Genomic DNA, 20,420 nt, shown 5'->3' with positions numbered 1-20,420 from the left:
GCCATGAATATTGCCGAATATTCCATATCCCACCGGGTGATCAGCTGGATGTTTGTGGTTATCCTGCTGGTTGGTGGTGCAATGTCGTTTTTTGGACTGGGCCAGCTGGAGTTCCCTGAGTTCACCATCAAACAGGCCATGGTGATTACCCACTATCCGGGAGCTTCCCCGGAACAGGTGGAAGAAGAAGTGACCCTGCCGCTGGAAGAAGCCATTCAGCAGATGGAGTATGTCAAACACATCGATTCCATCAGCAGCAATGGCCGTTCCCAGATTATGGTGGAGATGAAAGAACAATACGACAAAGATCAACTGCCCCAGATCTGGGATGAAATGCGCCGTAAGGTCAATGACACCCAGAGTGGTCTGCCGCCCGGCGTCTACGCCTCGGTTGTGGTGGACGACTACAGCGATGTCTATGGCATGCTGTTCAACATTACCGGGGAAGGCTACACCTCCAGGGACCTGGAAAACTACGCCGATTACCTGAAACGTGAGCTGGTGCTGGTTGAAGGGGTCAAGAAAGTCTCCATCGCCGGTGCCCGTCAGGAGCAGGTGGTGGTTGAGATGTCCCAGGCCAAGCTGGCTAACCTGGGTATCGATCCAGCCTGGATATTCTCCCTGATCCAGAATCAGAATGTGGTCTCCAATGCCGGTAATATGCTGGTTGAAGGGCGTTCCATTCGCATTCATCCCACTGGTGAGTTCAATGACATTCGTGAACTGGAACAGCTGATCATCAGCCCGCCGGGGAGCACACAGCTGGTTCGACTCGGCGATATCGCCACTGTTCGTCGAGACTTCGATGAAACACCGGACACGCTCTATTCCTCCAATGGCCGCCAGGCTCTGTCACTGGGCATTTCCTTCGCTTCCGGTGTTAACGTGGTGGATATAGGCGACGCTATTCGTCAGCGCATTGATGAGCTTCAGTCCGGGCAACCGGTTGGCATTGAACTCACCAAAGTATACGACCAACCGGCAACGGTTTCGGAATCCGTCAATGGTTTCCTGATCAACCTGCTGGAATCCATTGCCATTGTTATTGTCGTACTGCTGCTGGCCATGGGCGTACGTGCAGGCCTGTTGATGGGCGCCGTTCTGCTGTTGACCATTCTCGGCACGTTCATTGTTATGAAGGTGATCGGCATTGAACTCCAGCTGATTTCCCTGGGCGCCCTGATCATTGCCCTGGGAATGCTGGTGGATAACGCCATTGTCGTCACAGAAGGGATTCAGGTCGGTATTCAACGGGGACTTACCCGGTTGCAGGCCGCCAAACAGGTTGTCAGCCAGAACCAGTGGCCATTGCTGGGTGCCACCGTCATTGCCATTATGGCATTCGCCCCTATTGGCCTTTCTGATGATGCCACCGGTGAATTCTGTCTGTCGCTGTTCCAGGTGCTGTTGATCTCCCTGTTCCTGAGCTGGATCACAGCCATCACCCTGACCCCTTTCTTCTGCAACATTCTGTTCAAGAAGGACGAGCTGGCTGCCCGACAGGCGGCGGGTGAATCCATAGATCCTTACCAGGGTGCACTGTTCACCCTGTATAAACAGCTGCTCGGGTTCTCTCTGGTCCACCGCCCCATCACCATCAGCCTGACGGTTCTGGCACTGGTACTGGCGATTATGGGGTTTGGTTCGGTGAAAAATGTCTTTTTCCCACCATCCAATACGCCAATGTTCTTTGTGGATTTCTGGATGCCTGAGGGCAGTGATGTCCGTGCTACCGAAACAAGGGTGGCAGAGTTTGAGCAACTACTGCTGACTCTCCCCGGCGTAAAAAATGTAACAACGGTGATTGGCCAGGGCGCACAGCGTTTTATTCTTCCTTATATGCCGGAAAAGCAATACAGCAGTTTCGGCCAGCTGATTATCGAGACGGATAACCTGGAAGCCATCACACCGCTGATCCCGACCTTGGAAATCCGTCTGACCGAAGACTTCGGTGATGTGGAATATCGGATCAAATATTTACAAAATGGCCCTTCACCCGCCGCAGAAATTGAAGCCCGTTTCTATGGCGAGGACCCGGAAGTATTACGTTCTCTGGCAGTACAGGCCATCAATGTACTGCGTAACGAACCGATGGCCACACATATACGACATGGGTGGCGTAATCAGGTCAGCCTGATTCGCCCTCACCTGGATGAAGCCAGTGCCCGCCGCAGCGGTATCTCCAAACAGGCGTTGGACGACGCTCTGCTGGTGAACTTCAGCGGCCGTCAGGTTGGCGTCTATCGTGAAGGCAGCCAGTTAATGCCATTGATTGTCCGCGCTCCGGAATCCGAACGTCTGAATGCCGATAGCATTACTGACCTGCAGGTTTGGAGTGCTGACTATAACAGTTACGTGCCCATCACCCAGGCCATTTCCAGTTTCGATACCGAATGGGAAAACCCGCTGATTATCCGCCGGGACCGTAAGCGCATGATGTCCGTGATGGCTGACCCGGAGTTGCTGGGTGATGAAACCGCCGACAGCGTGTTGCGCAAGGTCCGTGCAAACATCGAAGCCATTCCACTGCCCGATGGTTACCAGCTGGAATGGGGTGGCGCTCATGAACTGTCTTCTAATGCACAGAGTGCGGTCTTTGCCTCAATACCGCTGGGCTATCTGGGGATGTTTTTGATTACCGTATTCCTGTTTAACACCATACGACAGCCTATAGCTATCTGGTGTACAGTTCCCCTGGCACTGATTGGCGTTGTGGCCGGGCTGCTGGCGCTGAATGCACCGTTCAGTTTTATGGCACTGCTGGGCCTGCTGAGTCTGTCGGGGATGATCATCAAGAACGGTATTGTTCTGGTGGAACAGATCAAACTGGAGCTGGAAGAAGGCCGGGAAGAACATGAGGCCATATTCCACGCCTCGGTCAGCCGCCTGCGGCCCGTCTGTATGGCCGCCCTGACCACCATGCTGGGGATGATTCCACTGTTGTTTGATGCCTTTTTCAAATCCATGGCCGTGACCATTATCTTCGGCCTGGGCTTTGCTACGGTACTGACACTGATCGTGCTGCCGGTGATCTACTCCCTGCTGTACAAGGTTAGCTTTAAAGGGTTCAATTACCGGAATATTGCCTACTGATCCATAGTGATGTCGGCTTCTGACAGAAGCCGACTCAGATCATTAGCAGTGAAAAATCTACCGGCCCACTCCGCTGTCATCCTGTAGAGGGAATGTACAGGGCCCATCTCACAGGGAAGTGAATGCCCGGCAAGATGGCTCTCCCTGCATGGTGGGTTCCGTACAATCCCCGTACGGAATGACAGCGGAGTATGGTAAGGAGTTGTCTGGAAATAACTTCCCTGTTTTCATTGCCTGACTCCGTTCGGACTGAGCTTGTCGAAGTTCGGTGGCACGACCCTTCGACAAGCTCAGGGTGAACGGAAATCGGGAACTTATTAAAAGACAATTCCTAACTGGCTTTCTGCAATGCGGTTTCACTTACCGTTATCCAGCCTTTTGGCTGGTGGCTTCAGGTTATAGCTCAAACTCTGGTATTCAGGTTCCACAATGCCGAGTCGGCGATTGATCACCACCGTTAAACGGAAGAACAGATTACAGAGAATATTGCCAAACCGATGCAACTCATCCGGCACCTCAATACCATGGGCGTCTACCTTGACCAGCGCCCTGACTGCCTTTTTGGAAAGTGAACGACAGCTGTGCAGTAATTGCACGGGACGACCGCCCCTGGGAAGTACAAAGCCGTGCAGCTGGCCTTCTATCTCTTGCTGGTAGTGGTCAAAGTAACCTGCCAGCCACTGTATCTGCTGTTCAAAAATCGCCTGCTTGCCACGGACTGAACCATTCATGTGGAAAATTCTGGGTTGCAGTTGATCCAGGAAATCATAGATATCAACAAACCGCTGATCACCTTCCAGCTCGCTGATAACGCCGCCGAGGGTTGCACACAGTTCGTCGGTGATAATTTCATAATCACATAGGGGGGAATCTTCGTAGATAAATGGGTAGCAGAGTTCGCGGATATCGCCGGAGTATTTTAGGGGCATGGCAAAACCTGTTTATTGAAGAGGCAGCCTTGTTGCCACGGTTCCGACGCTGTCACGAAACCCGAAGCAGAGTCTATCAATGCAGGTCTTCTCTAAAAGGAGGCAACCTGCATCAAGACCTTTTCTCCGGGTTTCGCGACAAACTTAGAGCATGGAAACAAGGAGAAGCTTATAGCTCAGGAGACCAAATTACGGAGGCAAACACCCCTCGAGGTTCAGGGTTATAACCCAGTGTAGTCTGGTAATCCTTGTCAAAAGCATTCACCAGCTTAACTTCAGTTTTGATCTCTGGTGCTACTTGCATTGATGCTCGCAAGTCGAAAACTCCATATCCCGGAGCTGGAACTGCTGGTGTACCATAATGCATCGTTTTGCTTCTGGCTCTTAACTCTCCTCCTAAAGAAAACTGACCAATCTGTCTGTCCAATCCAATGTTGAGTTCTTGCCGGGCACGCTTAAGAAGAATATCTCCTGTGGACAAATCTTTTGGATCAAGAAATGTTAAATTAGATGCTATATCCCAACCACTAAAGTTGCCACCCATTACCAATTCCAATCCTCTGATACGAGCTTTAGCAACATTTTTTTGCATTGATACATTGCCAATCTGTTCACCGGTAATCAGATCATCTATGTTGTTCTCAAATATGGATACTGACCAGTAAAAGTTTCTCATATTTCCTTTAAGCTCTAACTCATAGCTCTCGGACTTCTCAGGTCTGAGATTTGGATTACTTTTGTATGTTACCCCATCATACACACTCTCTGGTGCGTAAAGCTGATACATTGTTGGCGCACGATAAGCAGTTCCGTAAGAAGCAATGACTTTCATAGCATTAGGTAAAGGAATACCCCAAGCGATATTCCCGGTTGTATGTGCACCATAGGCATCATTATCATCGGTTCGAAGACCGACAACCAGGTCGCTCCACCCCAGATCAGACTGATTTTGTACAAAAACTGCCTTGTTGCTGCGAGTAGTAATGTTCTTACCGGAGTCAGGCTTGATATAAGCCTTTCCATCGTCAACATCATCCTTGTAATAATCTGCACCAATCGTCAGCAACTGTGTATCATTCCAGGCAACATCATTGACCCATGCAAGTGTTTTACGGTTTGTTTTAAACTTGCTTGTATTGGAAATGATCCCTGTATTTACTTTCTTTGCCAGGTTGGCATTGTCATCAACAGAGTAACCAGCCTCTAACCGCGCATCCCACACATCATTGACCGGGAAACGGTAGTTTAACTGATAAATCGTATTGCTAAATTCGGTAAATGCTTCTGAATCATTACTTGTATCATATTCAGACTTTCCTTGATTATGCACAATAGAAAACCCAGCTTCAGAATTATTCTTAAAACTGTGACGTACATTGACAGAGGCAGATTTATTTCTATAGGCATCATCATCTGCGTCCGCACTAACAGATCGATCAAAGCCCTGAGTTTCAAAAAAACTGGTGTTAACATTAAAACTGGTATTCTCAACCTTACCACCATAATTCAGGTCAGCATTGCTGGTTTTTCGACTTCCTCCTCCAACTTTGACAGTCAACCTCGGATCACCGCTGCCTCTGCGGGTAAAAATCTGAATAACACCACCAATAGCATCAGCGCCATAAAGGCTGGATTTGGGGCCACGAACAATTTCAATTCTTTCAATCTGATCAGGGTTCAGGTAAGGAATAGATGGCATCCCCCCGGTTGCATCATTGATTCGCACGCCGTCTACAAGCACCAGAGTATGGTTTGAGTTGGTGCCTCTCAAGAAAATTGAAGTAAGAGACCCTTGACCACCACTCTCCGTCACCTGAAGTCCAGGAGTTGTACGCAGAACCTCAGTAACACTTTTTGCCTGACTCCGCTCAATCTGCTCCCGACTAATCACCGTCACAGGAGCCAACGTCTCATCAACTGTTTGAGCGGTCCTTGCCGCAGTAACAACAACCTCTACAAGCTTATAAAGCTCTTCTGCAGCCGCAGCAGAGCTCATTACCGACATTACCACAGCAACCGAAAGCCCGGTGCGTGCAAAAATAGAACGATGATTAAACGACATCTTATTTACATCCTTAAAGTAAGCGAATTGTCTTAAAAATAGGCAGAACCCCGCCTTTTCAGAGCGGGCTCTGCTGATGAGGTGGTGGTGTCTGGCCAGCCACATATTCGGAGTGGCTTGCCTTTGAGCGCACCGCTTGTAACTGCTGGCAGATCATCTCTGCCCCATCCAGAATCCTGGGCGTTGGTCTGGCAATCAGATCACTGGGTACCGAAAACAGTTGTTGCTGCTGTACCGCCTGCAGGTTTTGCCACTGGCTCCAGTAGTCGAGCAACTCTTTGCGGGTTTGTGGGGTATCGCCTTGCGGGTCAGAACCAATAATGACCTGTGGATCACGAGTAATCAGGGATTCGATACCGATTTTGGGAATACGTTCGGAGACATCACCATAGATATTCCGGCCACCACACAACGAAATAACATCATCAATCACCAGGCCATTACCCACCGTCATCAGTGGGGATCGCCAGATTTCAAAGAACACCGATACCGGTTCACGCCGGGCATATTGACTCTGCAGTGTGTGCAAACGCGCGGTAAAGTCACCAACAACCTGTTCGGCTGTTTTTTCGGTCCCGGCCACCTGCCCGAGACTTCGGAGGGCCTGCTTAATACCGGCAAAATCCACCACATTGATATGAAAGGTGCTGACGCCCAGGGACTCCAGCTGATCAATCACCTTTTGGGAATTACCGGCGGTCCAGACCACCACCAGATCAGGCTTCATGGCCACAATGGCTTCAACACTCACATTGGGGTAGCCACCCACATTGGGCAGCTGTTTGACCGCTTCAGGGAAATCGCTGTGCTGATCAACCGCAATAACGCGATCACCGGCACCGGCAGCAAATAACAATTCAGTAGAACCCGGAGACAGGCTGATGATTCTGGGCGAACGGGTATCCAGACAGACAGCACGGCCGCTCATATCGGTCACACAATGCTGGCTGTCAGACTCGCTGGCCCGGGCAGTACTGAAAGGCAACGAAACGGCATTGGCCAATGCCATCGCCATAACCAGTATTAACCGGGGCAGCCTGTTCTTCAGCGTCTTGCAGGTTACGGAATGTGTTTTCATGGTCTCCCTGAGTCACAATCAATACTCAGGGCGGCACACGCGGCCACCGGGCTTATCAAAAAAGCCCAGTGTATAAGGAGATGTGTTCCCAGCCGCCAGGTTACCCGCCCGGTTTGCGCCTGCATGTGCAGACTTCTTGGGCTTTGCAAAGGCAGGTCTCCTGACTCTGGCGTCATCGTTCCCGGCAGCCTTCCCGGTTGAACCAGTGGCATAAATCGCAGAGAACTCGTCCATTACAGTTGCGGGTACAGTCGGGGTTTTTCACCCCGTTCCCTCTTTTGACCGGTTCAGCAACAGCCGAAATGTGCGGTCAAAAGCGTCGTGATTCATACTAATCACTGACGAAACCCTTACAAAGTTGCGCAATACTAACTAAACCTTTGACTTAAATCACTAGGGGTTTGTCGATTTTTTTGCTGTTATTCTTGCTAACAGGAGGCTGTTTTGCTTTTCTCGGATGCCTGCCAGAGGACCTCTCCCTCATCCTGGCGGGCACAATGACGGCCAAGGACGTACATAAGATCGGACAAACGGTTCACAAATTTCAGTAATGGTTCGTTGATCTTTTCACCACTTTCCTGAAGCGCTTCGTTTAACTCGATAATATGCCGCTCCGCCCGGCGGGATACGGTTCGGGCCATGTGGCAATGGCAGGCAGACTGACCACCACCGGGCAGGGTGAAGTTTGTCAGAGGCGGCAATGGTGCATTGAGTTCGTCAATCAGAGCCTCAATGGCTGTGGTATGGGCTTCCTGAATCAGCTGATAGCCCGGCATGGCCAGCTCACCACCCACATCAAACATCCGGTGCTGGATATCCTGAATCTGTTGCAACTGGTTTTCAGTGACTTCATTGCCCTGCTTCAGGGAGTGGATCAACAGGCCAAGCCAGCTGTTGGCTTCATCCACGGAACCTATGGCATGGAGCCGGGGGTGTGACTTTGGCAGCTGCTGACCATCGCCAATGCGGGTCATGCCCTGGTCGCCAGTTCGAGTGTAGATACGGGTTAGCCGGTAGCCTTTTTTTTCAGTCATAACTCAGGTTCTTCCAGTCAATGCTTGTACCACAAAGCGTTGTTAGCGTTTTTCTGCACTCAGTGGCTTTGTGGTTCAATATCACACAGTGCAAAGATTTTACCCATATCGAGATGCTCTTCGATAGCATCCGCCATTCGGTTAATGCCCTCTTCCCTTAACAGGTGATAATCAATCCTTGAGGCTTCCTGCAAACCGGCCCAGGTCAAAATGGCCGTGCAGGCATCAGGCTGTTCAAAGACGCCATGGAGATAGGTGGCAAATATCTGACCATCGTCAGACATCACCCCATCCACCTGCTGATCCAGCTGGATTAACGGTTTTTCCAGGGCCGCGCCGGTGGTCACCCCGGCATGAATTTCATAGCCGGTGACGGGTACAGGCTCCTGGCCCGGCAACTGCATAGTGCCACTGACCCGGGTGAGTGTCTTCTGACGAACCATGGTGGTTTCCAGATCCAGAAGACCCAACGCCTGTGAGCTGCCGGCGGCACCTTCAATGCCCTGTGGATCATGCACTGCCTTACCGAGCATCTGGTAACCGCCGCAGATCCCCATCAATTTGCCACCGTAGCGCAGATGCCTGAGGATATCCTGATCCCAGCCGTTGTCTTTGAGAAACGCAAGATCGGTTCGGGTATTTTTGGTCCCAGGAATAATGACCAGATCACACGCCGTAATGGGCTGCCCTTTTCCGACAAAGTGAATGTCCACTTCAGGGTGCAGGCGCAGAGGGTCAAAGTCGGTGTGATTGCTGGTGCGGGTCAGAATCGGTACAGCTACCTTCAACAGGGTTTTCCGGTCTGCAAGATGTTGCTGGGCAATCACCGCATCTTCTGCTTCCAGATGTAACCCATGAAGGTAAGGCAAAACGCCCAGCACTGGCTTGCCGGTTTTCTCTTCAAGCCAGTGGAGTCCGGGTTCAAGCAGTTTTACGTCACCCCGGAAACGGTTGATCACAAATCCTTTTACCCGTGCCTGTTCGGACTCCGAGAGCAGCGCCAGGGTACCGTAAAGATGGGCAAAAACCCCGCCCTTATCGATATCCGCAATGATAATCACCGGACAGTCTGCTTGTTCTGCAAAACCCATATTGGCGACATCGCCTTCGCGCAGATTAATCTCTGCCGGGCTACCAGCCCCCTCCACCAGCACGGTTTGATATTGGCTCTGCAAACGATGCCAGGAGCGCAAAATGGCGGCCATGACCTCCGGTTTACAGGCATGATACTCAGCCGCATTCATTTCCCCCACGGCTTTGCCATTGACGATCACCTGGGCACCGATATCACTGTTTGGTTTCAGCAAGACCGGGTTCATGTCCGTATGAGGTTCAAGCCCTGCTGCTGCAGCCTGAAGCGCCTGGGCCCGGCCAATCTCACCACCATCCCCGGTGACGGCGCTGTTCAGTGCCATATTCTGGGGCTTGAAAGGCGCTACCGAAATACCATGACGCCGGAATACCCGGCAAAGTCCTGCGACAAGAGCACTTTTCCCAGCGTCACTGGTTGTACCCTGTACCATCAAAGTGTGTGTTGGGTTGCTGCCCATAGCGGGAATTCCAGCCTGTCAGAAAGGCATGGATTATAAGGGCAGAAAAACTCAAGGGTAAAAAATATTCAATGTAAGAACTTTTAATAGAATAAAGAGTCAAATAAAGAGTCAAATTGAACGTACATGACGCAACCCCGGGTTAGTGATTGTATGGAGACCAGTGCAGCGGCCAAATTTTCAGCTCCACAACAATGCACAGGTTCCGCCATAGATTCCGAACCAGCCAGCACTGGAAAAGATCAGGTTCAGCTACGCAGGTCCGCCACATCAAGATCTGGCAACTTCATAAGGAGAGTGTCCCGTACTCTTTCCATGTTATTGCCCAATATAGACAGGCCTGAAGCAGATACCAGACGGCACAGAGGTCGTTTTTCGTCGGAGTTTAACAGAGCGGTGACCCGAAACAGTCCCGTCCAAACCCGGATGAGTCCCGATAGCCAGCAGGGAAATAATTCTGGCAACGAAACAACCGCAACAATTGACACAAACTCCAACTTCATTCAGATATGGTCTCCGGTGAAAAAAACCATGATAACTATTCCATCTTATGATTCTGATCAGAAAGCCTACTCTCTGGCAATGAAAGCGTACATTCTGGATAACAAACAGCTGTATGATCTTTCCAAAGGTAAACCTGTCGAGGGAATTGATACCTCCAGAATTGATCTCAGTGATCTTAAAGGTAAAAAGTCATCGGATCTTCAAAATACTCAGAGGTTAAGAGAAGCATGGATATTTGAATTAGAAGTGCATATTTCCTCCAAGCGTGCGTCATGACTTAAATGCTGTCTTTACCCGGTTTCCCGTCCGTTTCTTCACTCAACGGAAGACAGGCAGGAATTTTGTTAACATTCAGCTCCTAAAACTTTCAACCTGTGGTATCTCATGAGTCGTATTTTTTATTCTCTGCTGTTATATCTGATATCCCCCTTGGCAATGGTCCGCCTCTACTTGCGTTCCAAAAAAGCACCAGAGTACTGGCAGAGAAAGAGGGAACGATTTGGCTTCTTCAGTCTCCCCGCCTCAGATAAACCCATTATCTGGGTACACTCGGTATCCATGGGAGAAACCATTGCCAGCGGCCCGCTGGTTAAGCAACTGCAAAAGAATTACCCAACCCATCGAGTGTTAATTACCACCATGACTCCCACTGGCTCGGCCCAGGTTGGCAAAATTCATGGCGACAGCGTGGACCATGTCTACGCGAGCTATGATCTTCCCTGTGCTGTCAGGCGATTTCTGGACAAGGTAAAGCCAGTCATGGCCATCGTCATTGATACCGAGCTATGGCCCAACACCATTGCCGCCTGCCACAAACGTTCGATTCCCGTGCTGGTTACCAATGCCCGACTCTCTGAACGCTCGGCCAGAGGGTATGGGCGCTTCGGTTTTCTCACCCACCCCATGCTAAAACAGATCGATATGGTTGCCGCCCAGAACCAGGAGACGGGACGGAGATTTCTGGAGCTTGGCCTGCCCGAGCAACAGCTCAACGTTACCGGCAGTATCAAGTTTGATCTGGATGTCGCTCCGGACATCATCACCACAGGTCAGGCACTTCGGCAGAAGTGGCAGCAGGGTATGGGCAGCGACATTCGTATTCTGGTGGCCGCCAGTACTCATGACGGCGAGGATCAGCAGGTACTTGATGCGTTTAAAATCATTCTGGCAGCGTCACCGGAAGTACGATTACTGTTGGTTCCCAGACACCCTGAGCGGTTTGACCGTGTCCACCAGCTGATCCTGGACAACCAGCTCCCTGTGGTCCGCCATAGCCAGGGAACCCAGCCTTCTGATCAGACCAGGGTTATTCTCGGGGACACCATGGGCGAAATGATGAAGCTGTTCTCCGCCTCTGATATAGCCTTTGTGGGTGGCAGTCTGGTACCAACGGGCGGGCATAATATGCTGGAACCAGCGGCATTAAACCTGCCGGTGCTGTCCGGGCCTCATGTGTTTAATTTTGAAGAGATCAGCGAATCTCTGATTCAGGCGGGAGGTTTGAACATTGTTAACGATAGCGAAGCGCTCGCCCGGAGCGCCATCAGCCTGGTGCAGGATAAAGAGGAGTATAAAAGTATGAGCCTGCATGCCGGAGAGTTTGTCCGTAACAACCGGGGAGCACTGCAAAAGACATTGATGCTGGTTGATCAGCTTATGCCGTCCGGCAAGTAAACATTGTTACAGTCCGGGGCGTAAGTTGGTGTTGGACGACTTGGTGGCCAGCATTGAATCCACCGCAGGATCAATATTCAGACGACTGCCGTCTACAAAATAGTAATCGTTACCGGATTGCAGCCCCTGGATGGACAATTTGCCAAGAATCCGATTCATAACCCTTTGCTGTTCTTCCAGGTCTTCATAGGCAAAGGTCTTAAGAAAGGCCTCTGCCAGAGAACACCCTTCATCCACATAAAATTTCATACGGGTTTCGCAGTTCCTGATATGCTCATCCATGACATTATCGTCCATAACCGAGTATCTACTCAGTATAGAAGAGTGGATTCAGTATCAGCAGCCATTTGACTCCAAATAAAAATGGCTCCACCAGAAGCCATTTTTACAGAAATGCCATGATGATCAGTAATTAACCACCGCACTGATCCGGAACAGACAGTTCGCCACTGGCATCCGTCATCCACTGGTTCAGCTCTTCGAGATCTGTCGGGCTGAGAGTTCCCACAGCCTGTTTGAGCTTCAGTGTATTAACGATAAAGTCATAACGGGTGTTCAGATAGTTACTGATGGAAGAGTAGAGCTGCTGCTGAGCGTCCAGAACATCAGTGATGTTGCGGGTACCCACTTCATAACCACTCTGAGTCGCTTTCAGGGCACTTTCTGACGAGATAATCACCTGACAGCTGGCATGAACCCGGTCCACATCCGAGGTAGCGGTTCTCAGCAGGTTACGGGTATTGGCATTGGTGCCCCTGAGCTGCTGATCGTAATTTTTCTGGGCTTCTTCCAGTTGATAGCCTGCCTGACGGGAAGTAGAGGTGATAGCGCCACCAGCGAAGATCGGTAGATCGAACTGAACGCCAACAACGCTATCAGTACGATCGCCAGAGAAAGTACCTTGTCCTGAGGCCTGGCTGGAATTGTTAGAGCTGTAGTTATAGCTGGCAAACGCATTAACTGTTGGAGCATGACCAGACTTGCTGGCTTTTACTTTGGACTCAGAAGCCGTTAATCCTTCCCGGGCCGCTTTTAACCCCAGGTTATTGGCCAGTGCCATGCTCACCCACTCTTCAGGATTGTTTGGCATTGGCGCAACCACTGGCATTGCCTTTTCCAGCTGGGCAATATCGGTGACATCCTGGTTGACAATGGTCCGCAGCCCTTCGTAGCTGACAGAGACCAGGTTCTCAGCCTGAATGCGGGCTACGCGGGCATTGTCATAAGCTGCACGGGCCACCAGCACGTCTGTTTCTGCAATCAGCCCCACATTGTAACGTTCACGCGCCTGATCCAGTTGCTGCTTTAATGCTCTTTCCTGGGCTTTTGCGGTCATCAGGCTGTCTTCGGACCGGAGCACATTAAAATAAGACTCTGCCACACGCAGGATCAACTGCTGCCGGGCATTGGCAAATACAGCAGAAGCCTGATCCCCGACAGACTTGGCCTGCTCATAATTGAACCAGCTGTTCATATTGAACAGTGGTTGAGTTAATGTCGCGCCCCACCCATGAGAGTTATAGTTTTCATCAGTATCTGAACCATTCGTCAACTCAGAAGATGTCTTGTTATATTGCGTGTTAGCAGACAAACCCAGGGTGGGCAGCAATGCCGAACGGCCCTGGTTAACCGTCTCCTGAACCGCTTTCATGGATGCCTCGGCCGCCGCCAGCTGGGCATCATTCTTCAGCGCCATATTGTATACATCGAGCAGATTGTACTGAGTTGGTGCAGCCTGCACGTTTAATACGGCACCCGCCAGGGCGGCAAGCAGAAACCCTCTACGACTATTTCGTGACATAATCTTGTGATCCTTGGAAAGTTCGCCAGTCATTCTTCACCGGCTAACGGTAGCCTGACTGGTTCCTGGTTGGGGATAAAATCGCTGTAGCAAACTCAGATCAAGGAAATCTACACTAATTTGCACAAAAAATGCAGTAGTGTGACGAATTCCTCTATGGATATTGCTTCTTCAGGGTGAAGGCAGGAGGACGCTATAATAGGTGCTATGAAAAGACATTCGCTGAAACCCAACTACCGTGTCAACCTGATCCGCCTGCAACAGGTTTGTGAAAGTAACTACCTGCGTTTAATGCGTCTGCTGCCTGAGTTATCAGATCAGGAACACTTTCGCCTGCCGGTTAAACACAGAAACAGTTTGGCAAGCGGCGTGGAATGGCTGGTCATTGACGTTTTGGAACGGTCACCATTTACCACTTTGTTAACGCTGCAAATGGAAGCTGACTGGGGGCAATTATTCAACATGCCAAAAGCCGAAGTGCGTCTTTATCACGACGTTAAAATGGCCGAAATTGTCTCCCGAAAAACAAGCCAGATACTACAGCCACGGTACGATTATCCCAATAGTAAAATGCATCAGCCCGATGAAAAAGAGCAGCATAATCAGTTTCTGGCTCAATGGCTTGATTACGCTTTACCTGCCTGTCGAACTTATACAGAAAAGACAGGGTAAACAGTTGTGATCCCGGTTTCGGGTTCATACTCAAAAAAACATCGCCTCCATCAAAACCCCGCACGGCTTCCCAAAACCGGCATTACTCCATTTTCAATCCTGATGTGGCGGGCTATGATGGTGCCCTGTGGTCAAGCTTGATAGGGCTGATACAGAAAACCCGTAGCCTGAGAACATCACATTCTTCCCCGGGAATAGGCACCGCTCAGGCTGGATAACAAAGACACTGATACAAACAGCCGATGAATACCGCCAGAATTCGAGTCCTGCAGATTACCGATCCTCACCTCTTTGCTGATTCCGGCTCGACACTGATGGGAGTAAATACCTCAGCGACTCTGGATGAGGTGCTGACAAAAATACAAAAAGACTACCGGGAACCTGATGGCCTTCTGGTCACCGGAGACCTGAGCCAGGATGACAGTGCCACCTCATACCATCACCTGAAAGAAAAACTGTTAAAAATCAATGCGCCCAGCTACTGGTTGCCGGGCAATCATGATCAGCCCCATCTTATGGCGGCGATAAACCCATCGGCGCTGCAAAAGCAGATTATTCTGGGTGACTGGCAAATAGTCCTGCTGAACACTCAGGTCGAAGGCAAAACACACGGCTATCTCAGGGAAACTGAGCTGGAACGGCTGGCTACCTGCTTGCAGCAGGAGCCGGACAAGCATACGCTTCTGGCTCTCCATCATCACCCGGCCCCCATCAATAGTCGATGGATGGATCAGATCATGCTGCAAAACCCGGAGGATCTGGCCAGGGTTATCACTGGTCACAACACGGTCCGGGGCATCATTCACGGCCATGTGCACCAGGCCAGAACCTATCAATTCTGCGATCTTCCGGTTATGGCAACCCCTTCGACCTGTGTTCAGTTTGCGCCAGAATCGGATGATTTTCTGGCGGATACCAGGCAACCGGGCTTTCGTGTGGTTGATCTGTTGCCAGACGGCCAGATAGAAAGCAGTGTTGTAAGAGTGGGTGATAAACCAATGAAAGTTGACCTGAAATCAAACGGTTACTGACAGGCCATCAACAATCGATGGTCAATTTTCCGCTGAATACTAAAGCACTGCCACAGTCAGCATTACTGAAGGATCTCAGAAATCTTTCAGAATTAATCGATTAGAATCATATAACCATTTTTTATTAAATAGGTCCGTATCCTTTCCTAGATTTATTGTTAGGAGCAGTAAACATAAGGATGTAGTTATGACCAGGATAAAGTCCATGCATCAGGATGATTGGGATGATGCTTTGTGGAACAGCAATCACGAACACAGAAAGGCGAAAGCACGCAAAGCAAGGCACAAGGGGCTTAAATCATCAACCATAAGAAAGGGCATTGAAGACTACTTTGAGAAAAGCAAATTGAAAAACAGTATTTCAGAAAGCTTTCAAGAGTTTGATGATGTTGACGATATCAACCAGCCCAGCTACAAACCCCGCCTCTGAATCATATCACCAGCCCAAAAATGCCACTTATTGAATGTGGCATTTTTTATTTATGGCATCGCCGATAGAAATGGTTCATAAATAAGGCATAACAACAATAGCACCAGTAGTAACGCTTTTCTGAACCAGTTGCCATAAATGTTCTGTGCTGATCAAAAATCGACTTTACGATTATGGGGTAATGACGAATGACAACACCTTCCGAACTCCAATACCTCCATGGCTTTGGTAACGAACATGAAACCGAAGCCCTGAAAGGAGCCCTCCCCATCGGGCAATTCAATCCGCAACGTGCGCCCATGGGGCTCTATGCAGAGCAATTCTCCACAACCGCATTCACCGCACCAAGACATCAAAACAGAAGGACCTGGATGTACCGGATTCGCCCGTCAGCAGCCCAGGGCAAGTATCAGCCAATAGCATCAAACCTGCTTCGCTCTGGTCCTGTAACTGAGGTGCCAGCGCCCCCGGACCCGATGCGCTGGGACGCGCTTGACCTCCCGACAGAAGAAACCGATTTTATTGATGGCCTGGTCACCATGGCGGCTAACGGTGACCTCCACACTCAGACCGGTTCTGCTGTGCACATGTACCTGGCCAACCGGGATATGACCGACCGCTTCTTTTACAACGCCGATGGTGAGCTGCTGATTGTCCCTCAACAGGGAGCCATTCTGGCACGCACCGAGCTGGGCCACCTGCATGTACCTCCCGGCGAGATTCTGGTTATCCCCCGGGGCATCAAATTTCAGATTCAACTACCGGAAGGCACAGCCAGAGGCTACATCTGCGAAAACTACGGTGCGCCACTGACTCTTCCCGAACGTGGACCGGTAGGAGCCAATGGTTATGCCAATGATCGGGACTTCCATTATCCGGTGGCCTGCTTTGAAGATATCGACGGTGAGTTTGAACTGGTGGCCAAGTTTGCCGGAAACCTGTTCAGCTGCCGCCTGGATCATTCTCCCCTGGATGTGGTCGCCTGGGTGGGCACTTCTGCACCCTATAAATACAACCTGTCCCGCTTCAATGTGATCAACACCGTCAGCTTCGACCATCCTGATCCCTCCATCTTCACCGTATTAACCTCTCAGAGTGACACCCCCGGGGTCGCCAATGTGGACTTTGTTATCTTCCCGCCCCGCTGGATGGTGGCTGAAAACACCTTCCGTCCGCCCTGGTATCACCGCAATGTCATGAGTGAATTTATGGGGCTGATTCACGGCACTTATGACGCCAAGGAACAAGGATTTGTACCCGGCGGAGCCAGCCTCCATAACTGCATGACCCCCCACGGACCCGAGGCTGAAGTGTTTGACAAAGCCAGTGCCGCAGAGCTGAAGCCTGTGCGCTACAAAGACACCATGGCCTTTATGTTTGAGTCTCGCTTTATCTATGCGCCAACCCGGTTTGCGCTGGAAAGTAATGCCCGCCAAACCGACTATATTGATTGCTGGAAAGGGCTCAAGAAGCACTTTAGCCGATAAGAATAAATAACTTGCCGTTTTTCTCACATACGCCGGAGACTGAAAGCCCATCATGCTAGCACTCAATGAAACACACGATGTCAACCTGACCAGCTGGGTTACATCAGCCAATAACAAAAACAGTGATTTCCCCATTCAAAACCTGCCCTTTGCCATCTTCCGACGTAAAGGCAGTGGTGAATCTTTTCGGGCAGGTGTCGCCATTGGCAACCAGGTTCTGGATCTTGCCGCCGTTTCCCACACAAGCATTGCTTCAGGACTGTCCAGTGAGGCCCTGGAAACGTGCGGTGATGAAACCCTCAACCGATTTATGGGGCTTGGCCTTGCGCACTGGTCATCCCTGAGATCGGCGTTGTCCAAAGCCCTGCGTACCGGAGCCCCGGAAGAAGCTGAACTGTCGGGCTGTCTGGTTGCCATGGACGAGGTGGAATATCGCCTGCCCTGCCAGATTGGTGATTACACCGACTTTTATACCTCCATCCACCACGCCACCAGCGTAGGCTCACTGTTCAGACCCGATAACCCATTGCTGCCCAACTATAAATGGGTGCCCATTGGCTACCATGGCCGTGCATCGTCTATTGACGTATCAGGCCAGAATTTTCACCGCCCCTGCGGCCAGACCAAAGCGCCCGATGCTGACACTCCCTCTTTTGGTCCCTGTAAACGGCTGGATTATGAGCTGGAAATGGGGATCTTCATTGGCCCCGGCAATGCCCCGGGAGAACCGATCACGCTGGATCAGGCTGATCAACACGTATTTGGTCTCTGCCTGTTTAATGACTGGTCCGCCCGGGATATTCAGGCCTGGGAATACCAGCCACTGGGGCCATTTTTATCCAAGAGTTTTGCTTCCACCGTTTCACCCTGGATTGTCACCCTGGAAGCGCTGGTGCCTTACCTGACCAGCTTTGAACGCCCCGCCAGTGATCCCCAGCCACTGCCTTACCTTGACTCCCGGAAAAACCGCCAGCAGGGTTCCATTGATATTCAGCTCTCTGCGCATCTACTGAGCAGACAGATGGAACAGGCAGGAGATTCACCTGCGAAACTGTCCCAATCCAGCTTTCGTCATTCCTACTGGACCATCAACCAGATGGTGGCACATCATACCGTGAATGGCTGCAACCTCCGGCCGGGTGATCTGTTTGGCAGCGGCACTCAGTCAGGCCCTGACCCGGAAGAAGCGGGTTCCTTGCTGGAGCTTTCCGGAGGCGGGAAAAAACCTCTGACTCTGCCCAACGGTGAGACAAGAACATTCCTCGAAGATGGCGATACCGTTATTTTCACAGGCTGGTGTGAAAAAGCCGGACATGCCCGTATCGGCTTCGGTGAAGTGCAGGCGACAGTTTTACCGGCTCAGGCTGATTTGTCTGCCCGGGCGGATATTGGAGAATAAACACCATGAAACTCTACAGCTACTTCCGCTCATCGGCTGCCTATCGGGTAAGAATTGCCCTGAACCTGAAAGCGCTTGATTATCAACAATCGGCCATCAACCTGCTGAAAGGTGAGCAGAACTCGGAGGAGTATAAAAATATCAACCCCCAGGGACTGGTACCCACATTCACCACCGATAAAGGAATGCTCACCCAGTCTCTGGCCATTATTGAGTGGTTGGAAGAGTCATTCCCGGAACGCTCCATTATCCCCGGAGATCCCTGGAAAAAAGCCCAGCTTCGTAGCCTGGCTTACCAGATCAGCTGCGACATTCACCCGATCAATAACCTCAGAATACTGAAATACCTGCAGCAGGAACTGGCAGTGAGTGACGATGCCAAAACACAGTGGTACAAGTACTGGATTCACACAGGTTTTACCGCACTGGAAGCACAGCTGGATGACCAGCCCTTCTGCTGCTCGGCACAGCCCTCCATAGCCGACATCTGCCTTGTACCACAAGTGTTTAATGCCCTGCGCTTTAAGATAGACATGTCAGACTTCCCAAAAATCCATAAAATCTACCAGCACTGCAATGCGCAGCCTGCATTTATTGATGCGGCACCGGAAAACCAGCCGGACGCTGTGTAAGGGATTATTGTCGCCGCCCGCTTCCCGCCACCCGCTGCCCGCAAAAGCTCAGGTGGTTCAGCTTTTCGGGTAGCGGGAGGCGGGTAGCGTCTGTAGAAATACTCATCCGAAAAAGCGCAACAGTGTCCGAGTCACCAACTCTGGCTTCTGGGCGTGAACCCAGTGGCCCGCGCCCGGTATCACCCGCATAGATGCTGATGGAAAGAGTGCCAGCACCTGCTCACGGTGTTCCGGCAAAATATAGTCAGACTCACCGCCCTTGATAAACAGGGTTTTATTGGCAAACCCCGTATCAGAGTGCTGCCCAACAAGAATTTCCATATAATGCGCCATAATCACAGGCAGGTTCACCCGCCAGCGATAGTGCCCCTGCTCATCACGGTAGAGGTTTTTCAGCAGAAACTGACGCACACCTTGTTCTGGTTCATAAGCTTCCAGAAAACGGTCCGCTTCAGTACGGCTTTTCAGCGTATGCAAAGGCATGGACGACAACCCTTCAAGAATACTGTCGTGTCGCCTTTCCTGATAAGTGACCGGCGCAATATCGATCACAGCCAGCCTGGTAACGCGCTCCGGTGCCATCAAAGCAATGGTCATCGCCACTTTACCGCCCATGGAATGGCCAACCAAATGCACTGTCTCAAGCTGATTATCATCCATATAGGCCAGAACATCTTCCGCCATGACCGGATAATTCATCGCCCCATCATGGGGTGAGCGCCCATGATTGCGCAGATCCAGCCCATGAACACGAAATGATTCAGCAAGACCACGGTTGATCATCCCCAGGTTTTCCTGAGAGCCAAACAGACCATGCAAACTGATCACATCAGCCCCCTGCCCTTGCTGCCTTGCGTACAATTTCATGTTTTCATTGCTTCTCTTATAGGTTGCTGAAAAACGGTAAATACTGATCAGGAATTCTACCTAAACGCCAGTACAACCGCCTCTGCATTTGGTACAAAGATCGTAAATTGAGCTTTGCCAGAAAAGCCAGCGGCTTATTTATGATCATCATCACCGCTGTCCCGGTTCCGGTAAACA

17 protein-coding genes and 1 riboswitch are annotated in these 20,420 nt (G+C 50.8%); of the genes, 9 read left to right on the top strand and 8 right to left on the bottom strand.

The window, feature by feature from the left end; genetic code table 11:
* The first annotated feature begins 3 nt into the window (after window positions 1–3).
* A complete protein-coding gene (locus J7439_RS06840) occupies window positions 4–3,093 on the top strand; it encodes an efflux RND transporter permease subunit (RefSeq protein WP_209201086.1) in 3,090 nt (1,029 codons plus the stop codon).
* A gap of 356 nt (window positions 3,094–3,449) precedes the next feature.
* Here the strand turns inward: J7439_RS06840 and J7439_RS06835 are convergent, their stop codons facing one another.
* The 5 genes from J7439_RS06835 to J7439_RS06815 form a co-directional block, all read right to left on the bottom strand.
* Window positions 3,450–4,022 carry an ATP:cob(I)alamin adenosyltransferase gene (locus J7439_RS06835; RefSeq protein WP_209201085.1) on the bottom strand — a complete coding sequence of 191 codons (573 nt, stop codon included), beginning with the start codon at window positions 4,020–4,022 and terminating at the stop codon, window positions 3,450–3,452.
* Window positions 4,023–4,191: 169 nt separating this feature from the next.
* Entirely contained in the window at window positions 4,192–6,084 is a 1,893-nt protein-coding gene (locus tag J7439_RS06830; protein WP_209201084.1) for a TonB-dependent receptor domain-containing protein, read from the bottom strand.
* A 58-nt stretch (window positions 6,085–6,142) separates the two neighbouring features.
* Window positions 6,143–7,162, bottom strand: a complete 1,020-nt coding sequence (locus tag J7439_RS06825) for a cobalamin-binding protein (RefSeq protein ID WP_209201083.1) — start codon at window positions 7,160–7,162, stop codon at window positions 6,143–6,145.
* Between the two features lie 133 nt (window positions 7,163–7,295).
* Window positions 7,296–7,488: riboswitch (cobalamin riboswitch) on the bottom strand.
* 102 nt (window positions 7,489–7,590) lie between these two features.
* Window positions 7,591–8,196 carry a cob(I)yrinic acid a,c-diamide adenosyltransferase gene (locus tag J7439_RS06820; RefSeq protein ID WP_209201082.1) on the bottom strand — a complete coding sequence of 202 codons (606 nt, stop codon included), beginning with the start codon at window positions 8,194–8,196 and terminating at the stop codon, window positions 7,591–7,593.
* Window positions 8,197–8,255: 59 nt separating this feature from the next.
* Complete coding sequence (locus J7439_RS06815) at window positions 8,256–9,746, bottom strand: cobyric acid synthase (RefSeq protein WP_286198239.1); 1,491 nt, start codon at window positions 9,744–9,746, stop codon at window positions 8,256–8,258.
* A 531-nt stretch (window positions 9,747–10,277) separates the two neighbouring features.
* On the opposite strand from J7439_RS06815, the gene J7439_RS06810 reads away from it, so the two are divergent.
* Together J7439_RS06810 and waaA are read left to right on the top strand one after the other, a co-directional pair.
* The gene (locus J7439_RS06810) at window positions 10,278–10,526 is read left to right on the top strand and encodes a hypothetical protein (protein WP_209201081.1); all 249 of its coding nucleotides are present in this window, start codon (window positions 10,278–10,280) and stop codon (window positions 10,524–10,526) included.
* A 108-nt stretch (window positions 10,527–10,634) separates the two neighbouring features.
* On the top strand, window positions 10,635–11,924 hold the full coding sequence (gene waaA / locus J7439_RS06805; protein WP_209201080.1) for a lipid IV(A) 3-deoxy-D-manno-octulosonic acid transferase: 1,290 nt from the start codon (window positions 10,635–10,637) through the stop codon (window positions 11,922–11,924).
* 6 nt (window positions 11,925–11,930) lie between these two features.
* Here waaA and J7439_RS06800 read toward each other — a convergent pair whose 3' ends face one another.
* Both J7439_RS06800 and J7439_RS06795 read right to left on the bottom strand, forming a co-directional pair.
* A complete protein-coding gene (locus J7439_RS06800) occupies window positions 11,931–12,221 on the bottom strand; it encodes a hypothetical protein (RefSeq protein ID WP_209201079.1) in 291 nt (96 codons plus the stop codon).
* A 115-nt stretch (window positions 12,222–12,336) separates the two neighbouring features.
* A complete protein-coding gene (locus J7439_RS06795; protein WP_209201078.1) occupies window positions 12,337–13,725 on the bottom strand; it encodes a TolC family outer membrane protein in 1,389 nt (462 codons plus the stop codon).
* A gap of 207 nt (window positions 13,726–13,932) precedes the next feature.
* Here J7439_RS06795 and J7439_RS06790 point away from each other — a divergent pair, with 207 nt between their 5' ends.
* The 6 genes from J7439_RS06790 (at window position 13,933) to maiA (ending at window position 19,376) form a co-directional block, all read left to right on the top strand.
* Complete coding sequence (locus tag J7439_RS06790) at window positions 13,933–14,397, top strand: DUF1249 domain-containing protein (protein WP_209201077.1); 465 nt, start codon at window positions 13,933–13,935, stop codon at window positions 14,395–14,397.
* A 242-nt stretch (window positions 14,398–14,639) separates the two neighbouring features.
* Window positions 14,640–15,428, top strand: a complete 789-nt coding sequence (gene cpdA, locus J7439_RS06785; protein ID WP_209201076.1) for a 3',5'-cyclic-AMP phosphodiesterase — start codon at window positions 14,640–14,642, stop codon at window positions 15,426–15,428.
* 187 nt (window positions 15,429–15,615) lie between these two features.
* Window positions 15,616–15,858: a hypothetical protein gene (locus tag J7439_RS06780; protein WP_209201075.1), complete on the top strand. Its 243-nt coding sequence runs from the start codon at window positions 15,616–15,618 to the stop codon at window positions 15,856–15,858.
* Window positions 15,859–16,046: 188 nt separating this feature from the next.
* Window positions 16,047–17,345: a homogentisate 1,2-dioxygenase gene (gene hmgA, locus J7439_RS06775; RefSeq protein ID WP_209201074.1), complete on the top strand. Its 1,299-nt coding sequence runs from the start codon at window positions 16,047–16,049 to the stop codon at window positions 17,343–17,345.
* Between the two features lie 52 nt (window positions 17,346–17,397).
* Entirely contained in the window at window positions 17,398–18,744 is a 1,347-nt protein-coding gene (gene fahA, locus J7439_RS06770) for a fumarylacetoacetase (RefSeq protein ID WP_209201073.1), read from the top strand.
* 5 nt (window positions 18,745–18,749) lie between these two features.
* Window positions 18,750–19,376: a maleylacetoacetate isomerase gene (maiA, locus tag J7439_RS06765; protein WP_209201072.1), complete on the top strand. Its 627-nt coding sequence runs from the start codon at window positions 18,750–18,752 to the stop codon at window positions 19,374–19,376.
* A gap of 102 nt (window positions 19,377–19,478) precedes the next feature.
* Here maiA and J7439_RS06760 read toward each other — a convergent pair whose 3' ends face one another.
* Window positions 19,479–20,243: an alpha/beta fold hydrolase gene (locus J7439_RS06760; protein WP_209201071.1), complete on the bottom strand. Its 765-nt coding sequence runs from the start codon at window positions 20,241–20,243 to the stop codon at window positions 19,479–19,481.
* Window positions 20,244–20,420 lie beyond the last annotated feature (177 nt).

This window comes from Salinisphaera sp. G21_0, from assembly GCF_017744115.1.
Taxonomy (GTDB): Bacteria; Pseudomonadota; Gammaproteobacteria; order Pseudomonadales; family Endozoicomonadaceae; genus Endozoicomonas.
The sequence above is the reverse complement of the archived record's forward strand: the minus strand, read 5'-3'. Positions and strand labels throughout refer to the sequence as shown.

Excerpts from the sequence above, each read along its gene's own strand:
- J7439_RS06780 (WP_209201075.1), top strand. The coding sequence starts at position 15,616 with ATGACCAGGATAAAGTCCATGCATCAGGATGATTGGGATGATGCTTTG.
- J7439_RS06795 (WP_209201078.1), bottom strand. The coding sequence starts at position 13,725 with ATGTCACGAAATAGTCGTAGAGGGTTTCTGCTTGCCGCCCTGGCGGGT.
- J7439_RS06760 (WP_209201071.1), bottom strand. The coding sequence starts at position 20,243 with ATGAAATTGTACGCAAGGCAGCAAGGGCAGGGGGCTGATGTGATCAGT.
- cpdA (WP_209201076.1), top strand. The coding sequence starts at position 14,640 with ATGAATACCGCCAGAATTCGAGTCCTGCAGATTACCGATCCTCACCTC.
- J7439_RS06840 (WP_209201086.1), top strand. The coding sequence starts at position 4 with ATGAATATTGCCGAATATTCCATATCCCACCGGGTGATCAGCTGGATG.
- J7439_RS06820 (WP_209201082.1), bottom strand. The coding sequence starts at position 8,196 with ATGACTGAAAAAAAAGGCTACCGGCTAACCCGTATCTACACTCGAACT.
- J7439_RS06830 (WP_209201084.1), bottom strand. The coding sequence starts at position 6,084 with ATGTCGTTTAATCATCGTTCTATTTTTGCACGCACCGGGCTTTCGGTT.
- J7439_RS06815 (WP_286198239.1), bottom strand. The coding sequence starts at position 9,746 with ATGGGCAGCAACCCAACACACACTTTGATGGTACAGGGTACAACCAGT.
- J7439_RS06800 (WP_209201079.1), bottom strand. The coding sequence starts at position 12,221 with ATGGACGATAATGTCATGGATGAGCATATCAGGAACTGCGAAACCCGT.
- J7439_RS06790 (WP_209201077.1), top strand. The coding sequence starts at position 13,933 with ATGAAAAGACATTCGCTGAAACCCAACTACCGTGTCAACCTGATCCGC.
- fahA (WP_209201073.1), top strand. The coding sequence starts at position 17,398 with ATGCTAGCACTCAATGAAACACACGATGTCAACCTGACCAGCTGGGTT.
- hmgA (WP_209201074.1), top strand. The coding sequence starts at position 16,047 with ATGACAACACCTTCCGAACTCCAATACCTCCATGGCTTTGGTAACGAA.
- waaA (WP_209201080.1), top strand. The coding sequence starts at position 10,635 with ATGAGTCGTATTTTTTATTCTCTGCTGTTATATCTGATATCCCCCTTG.
- J7439_RS06810 (WP_209201081.1), top strand. The coding sequence starts at position 10,278 with ATGATAACTATTCCATCTTATGATTCTGATCAGAAAGCCTACTCTCTG.
- maiA (WP_209201072.1), top strand. The coding sequence starts at position 18,750 with ATGAAACTCTACAGCTACTTCCGCTCATCGGCTGCCTATCGGGTAAGA.
- J7439_RS06825 (WP_209201083.1), bottom strand. The coding sequence starts at position 7,162 with ATGAAAACACATTCCGTAACCTGCAAGACGCTGAAGAACAGGCTGCCC.
- J7439_RS06835 (WP_209201085.1), bottom strand. The coding sequence starts at position 4,022 with ATGCCCCTAAAATACTCCGGCGATATCCGCGAACTCTGCTACCCATTT.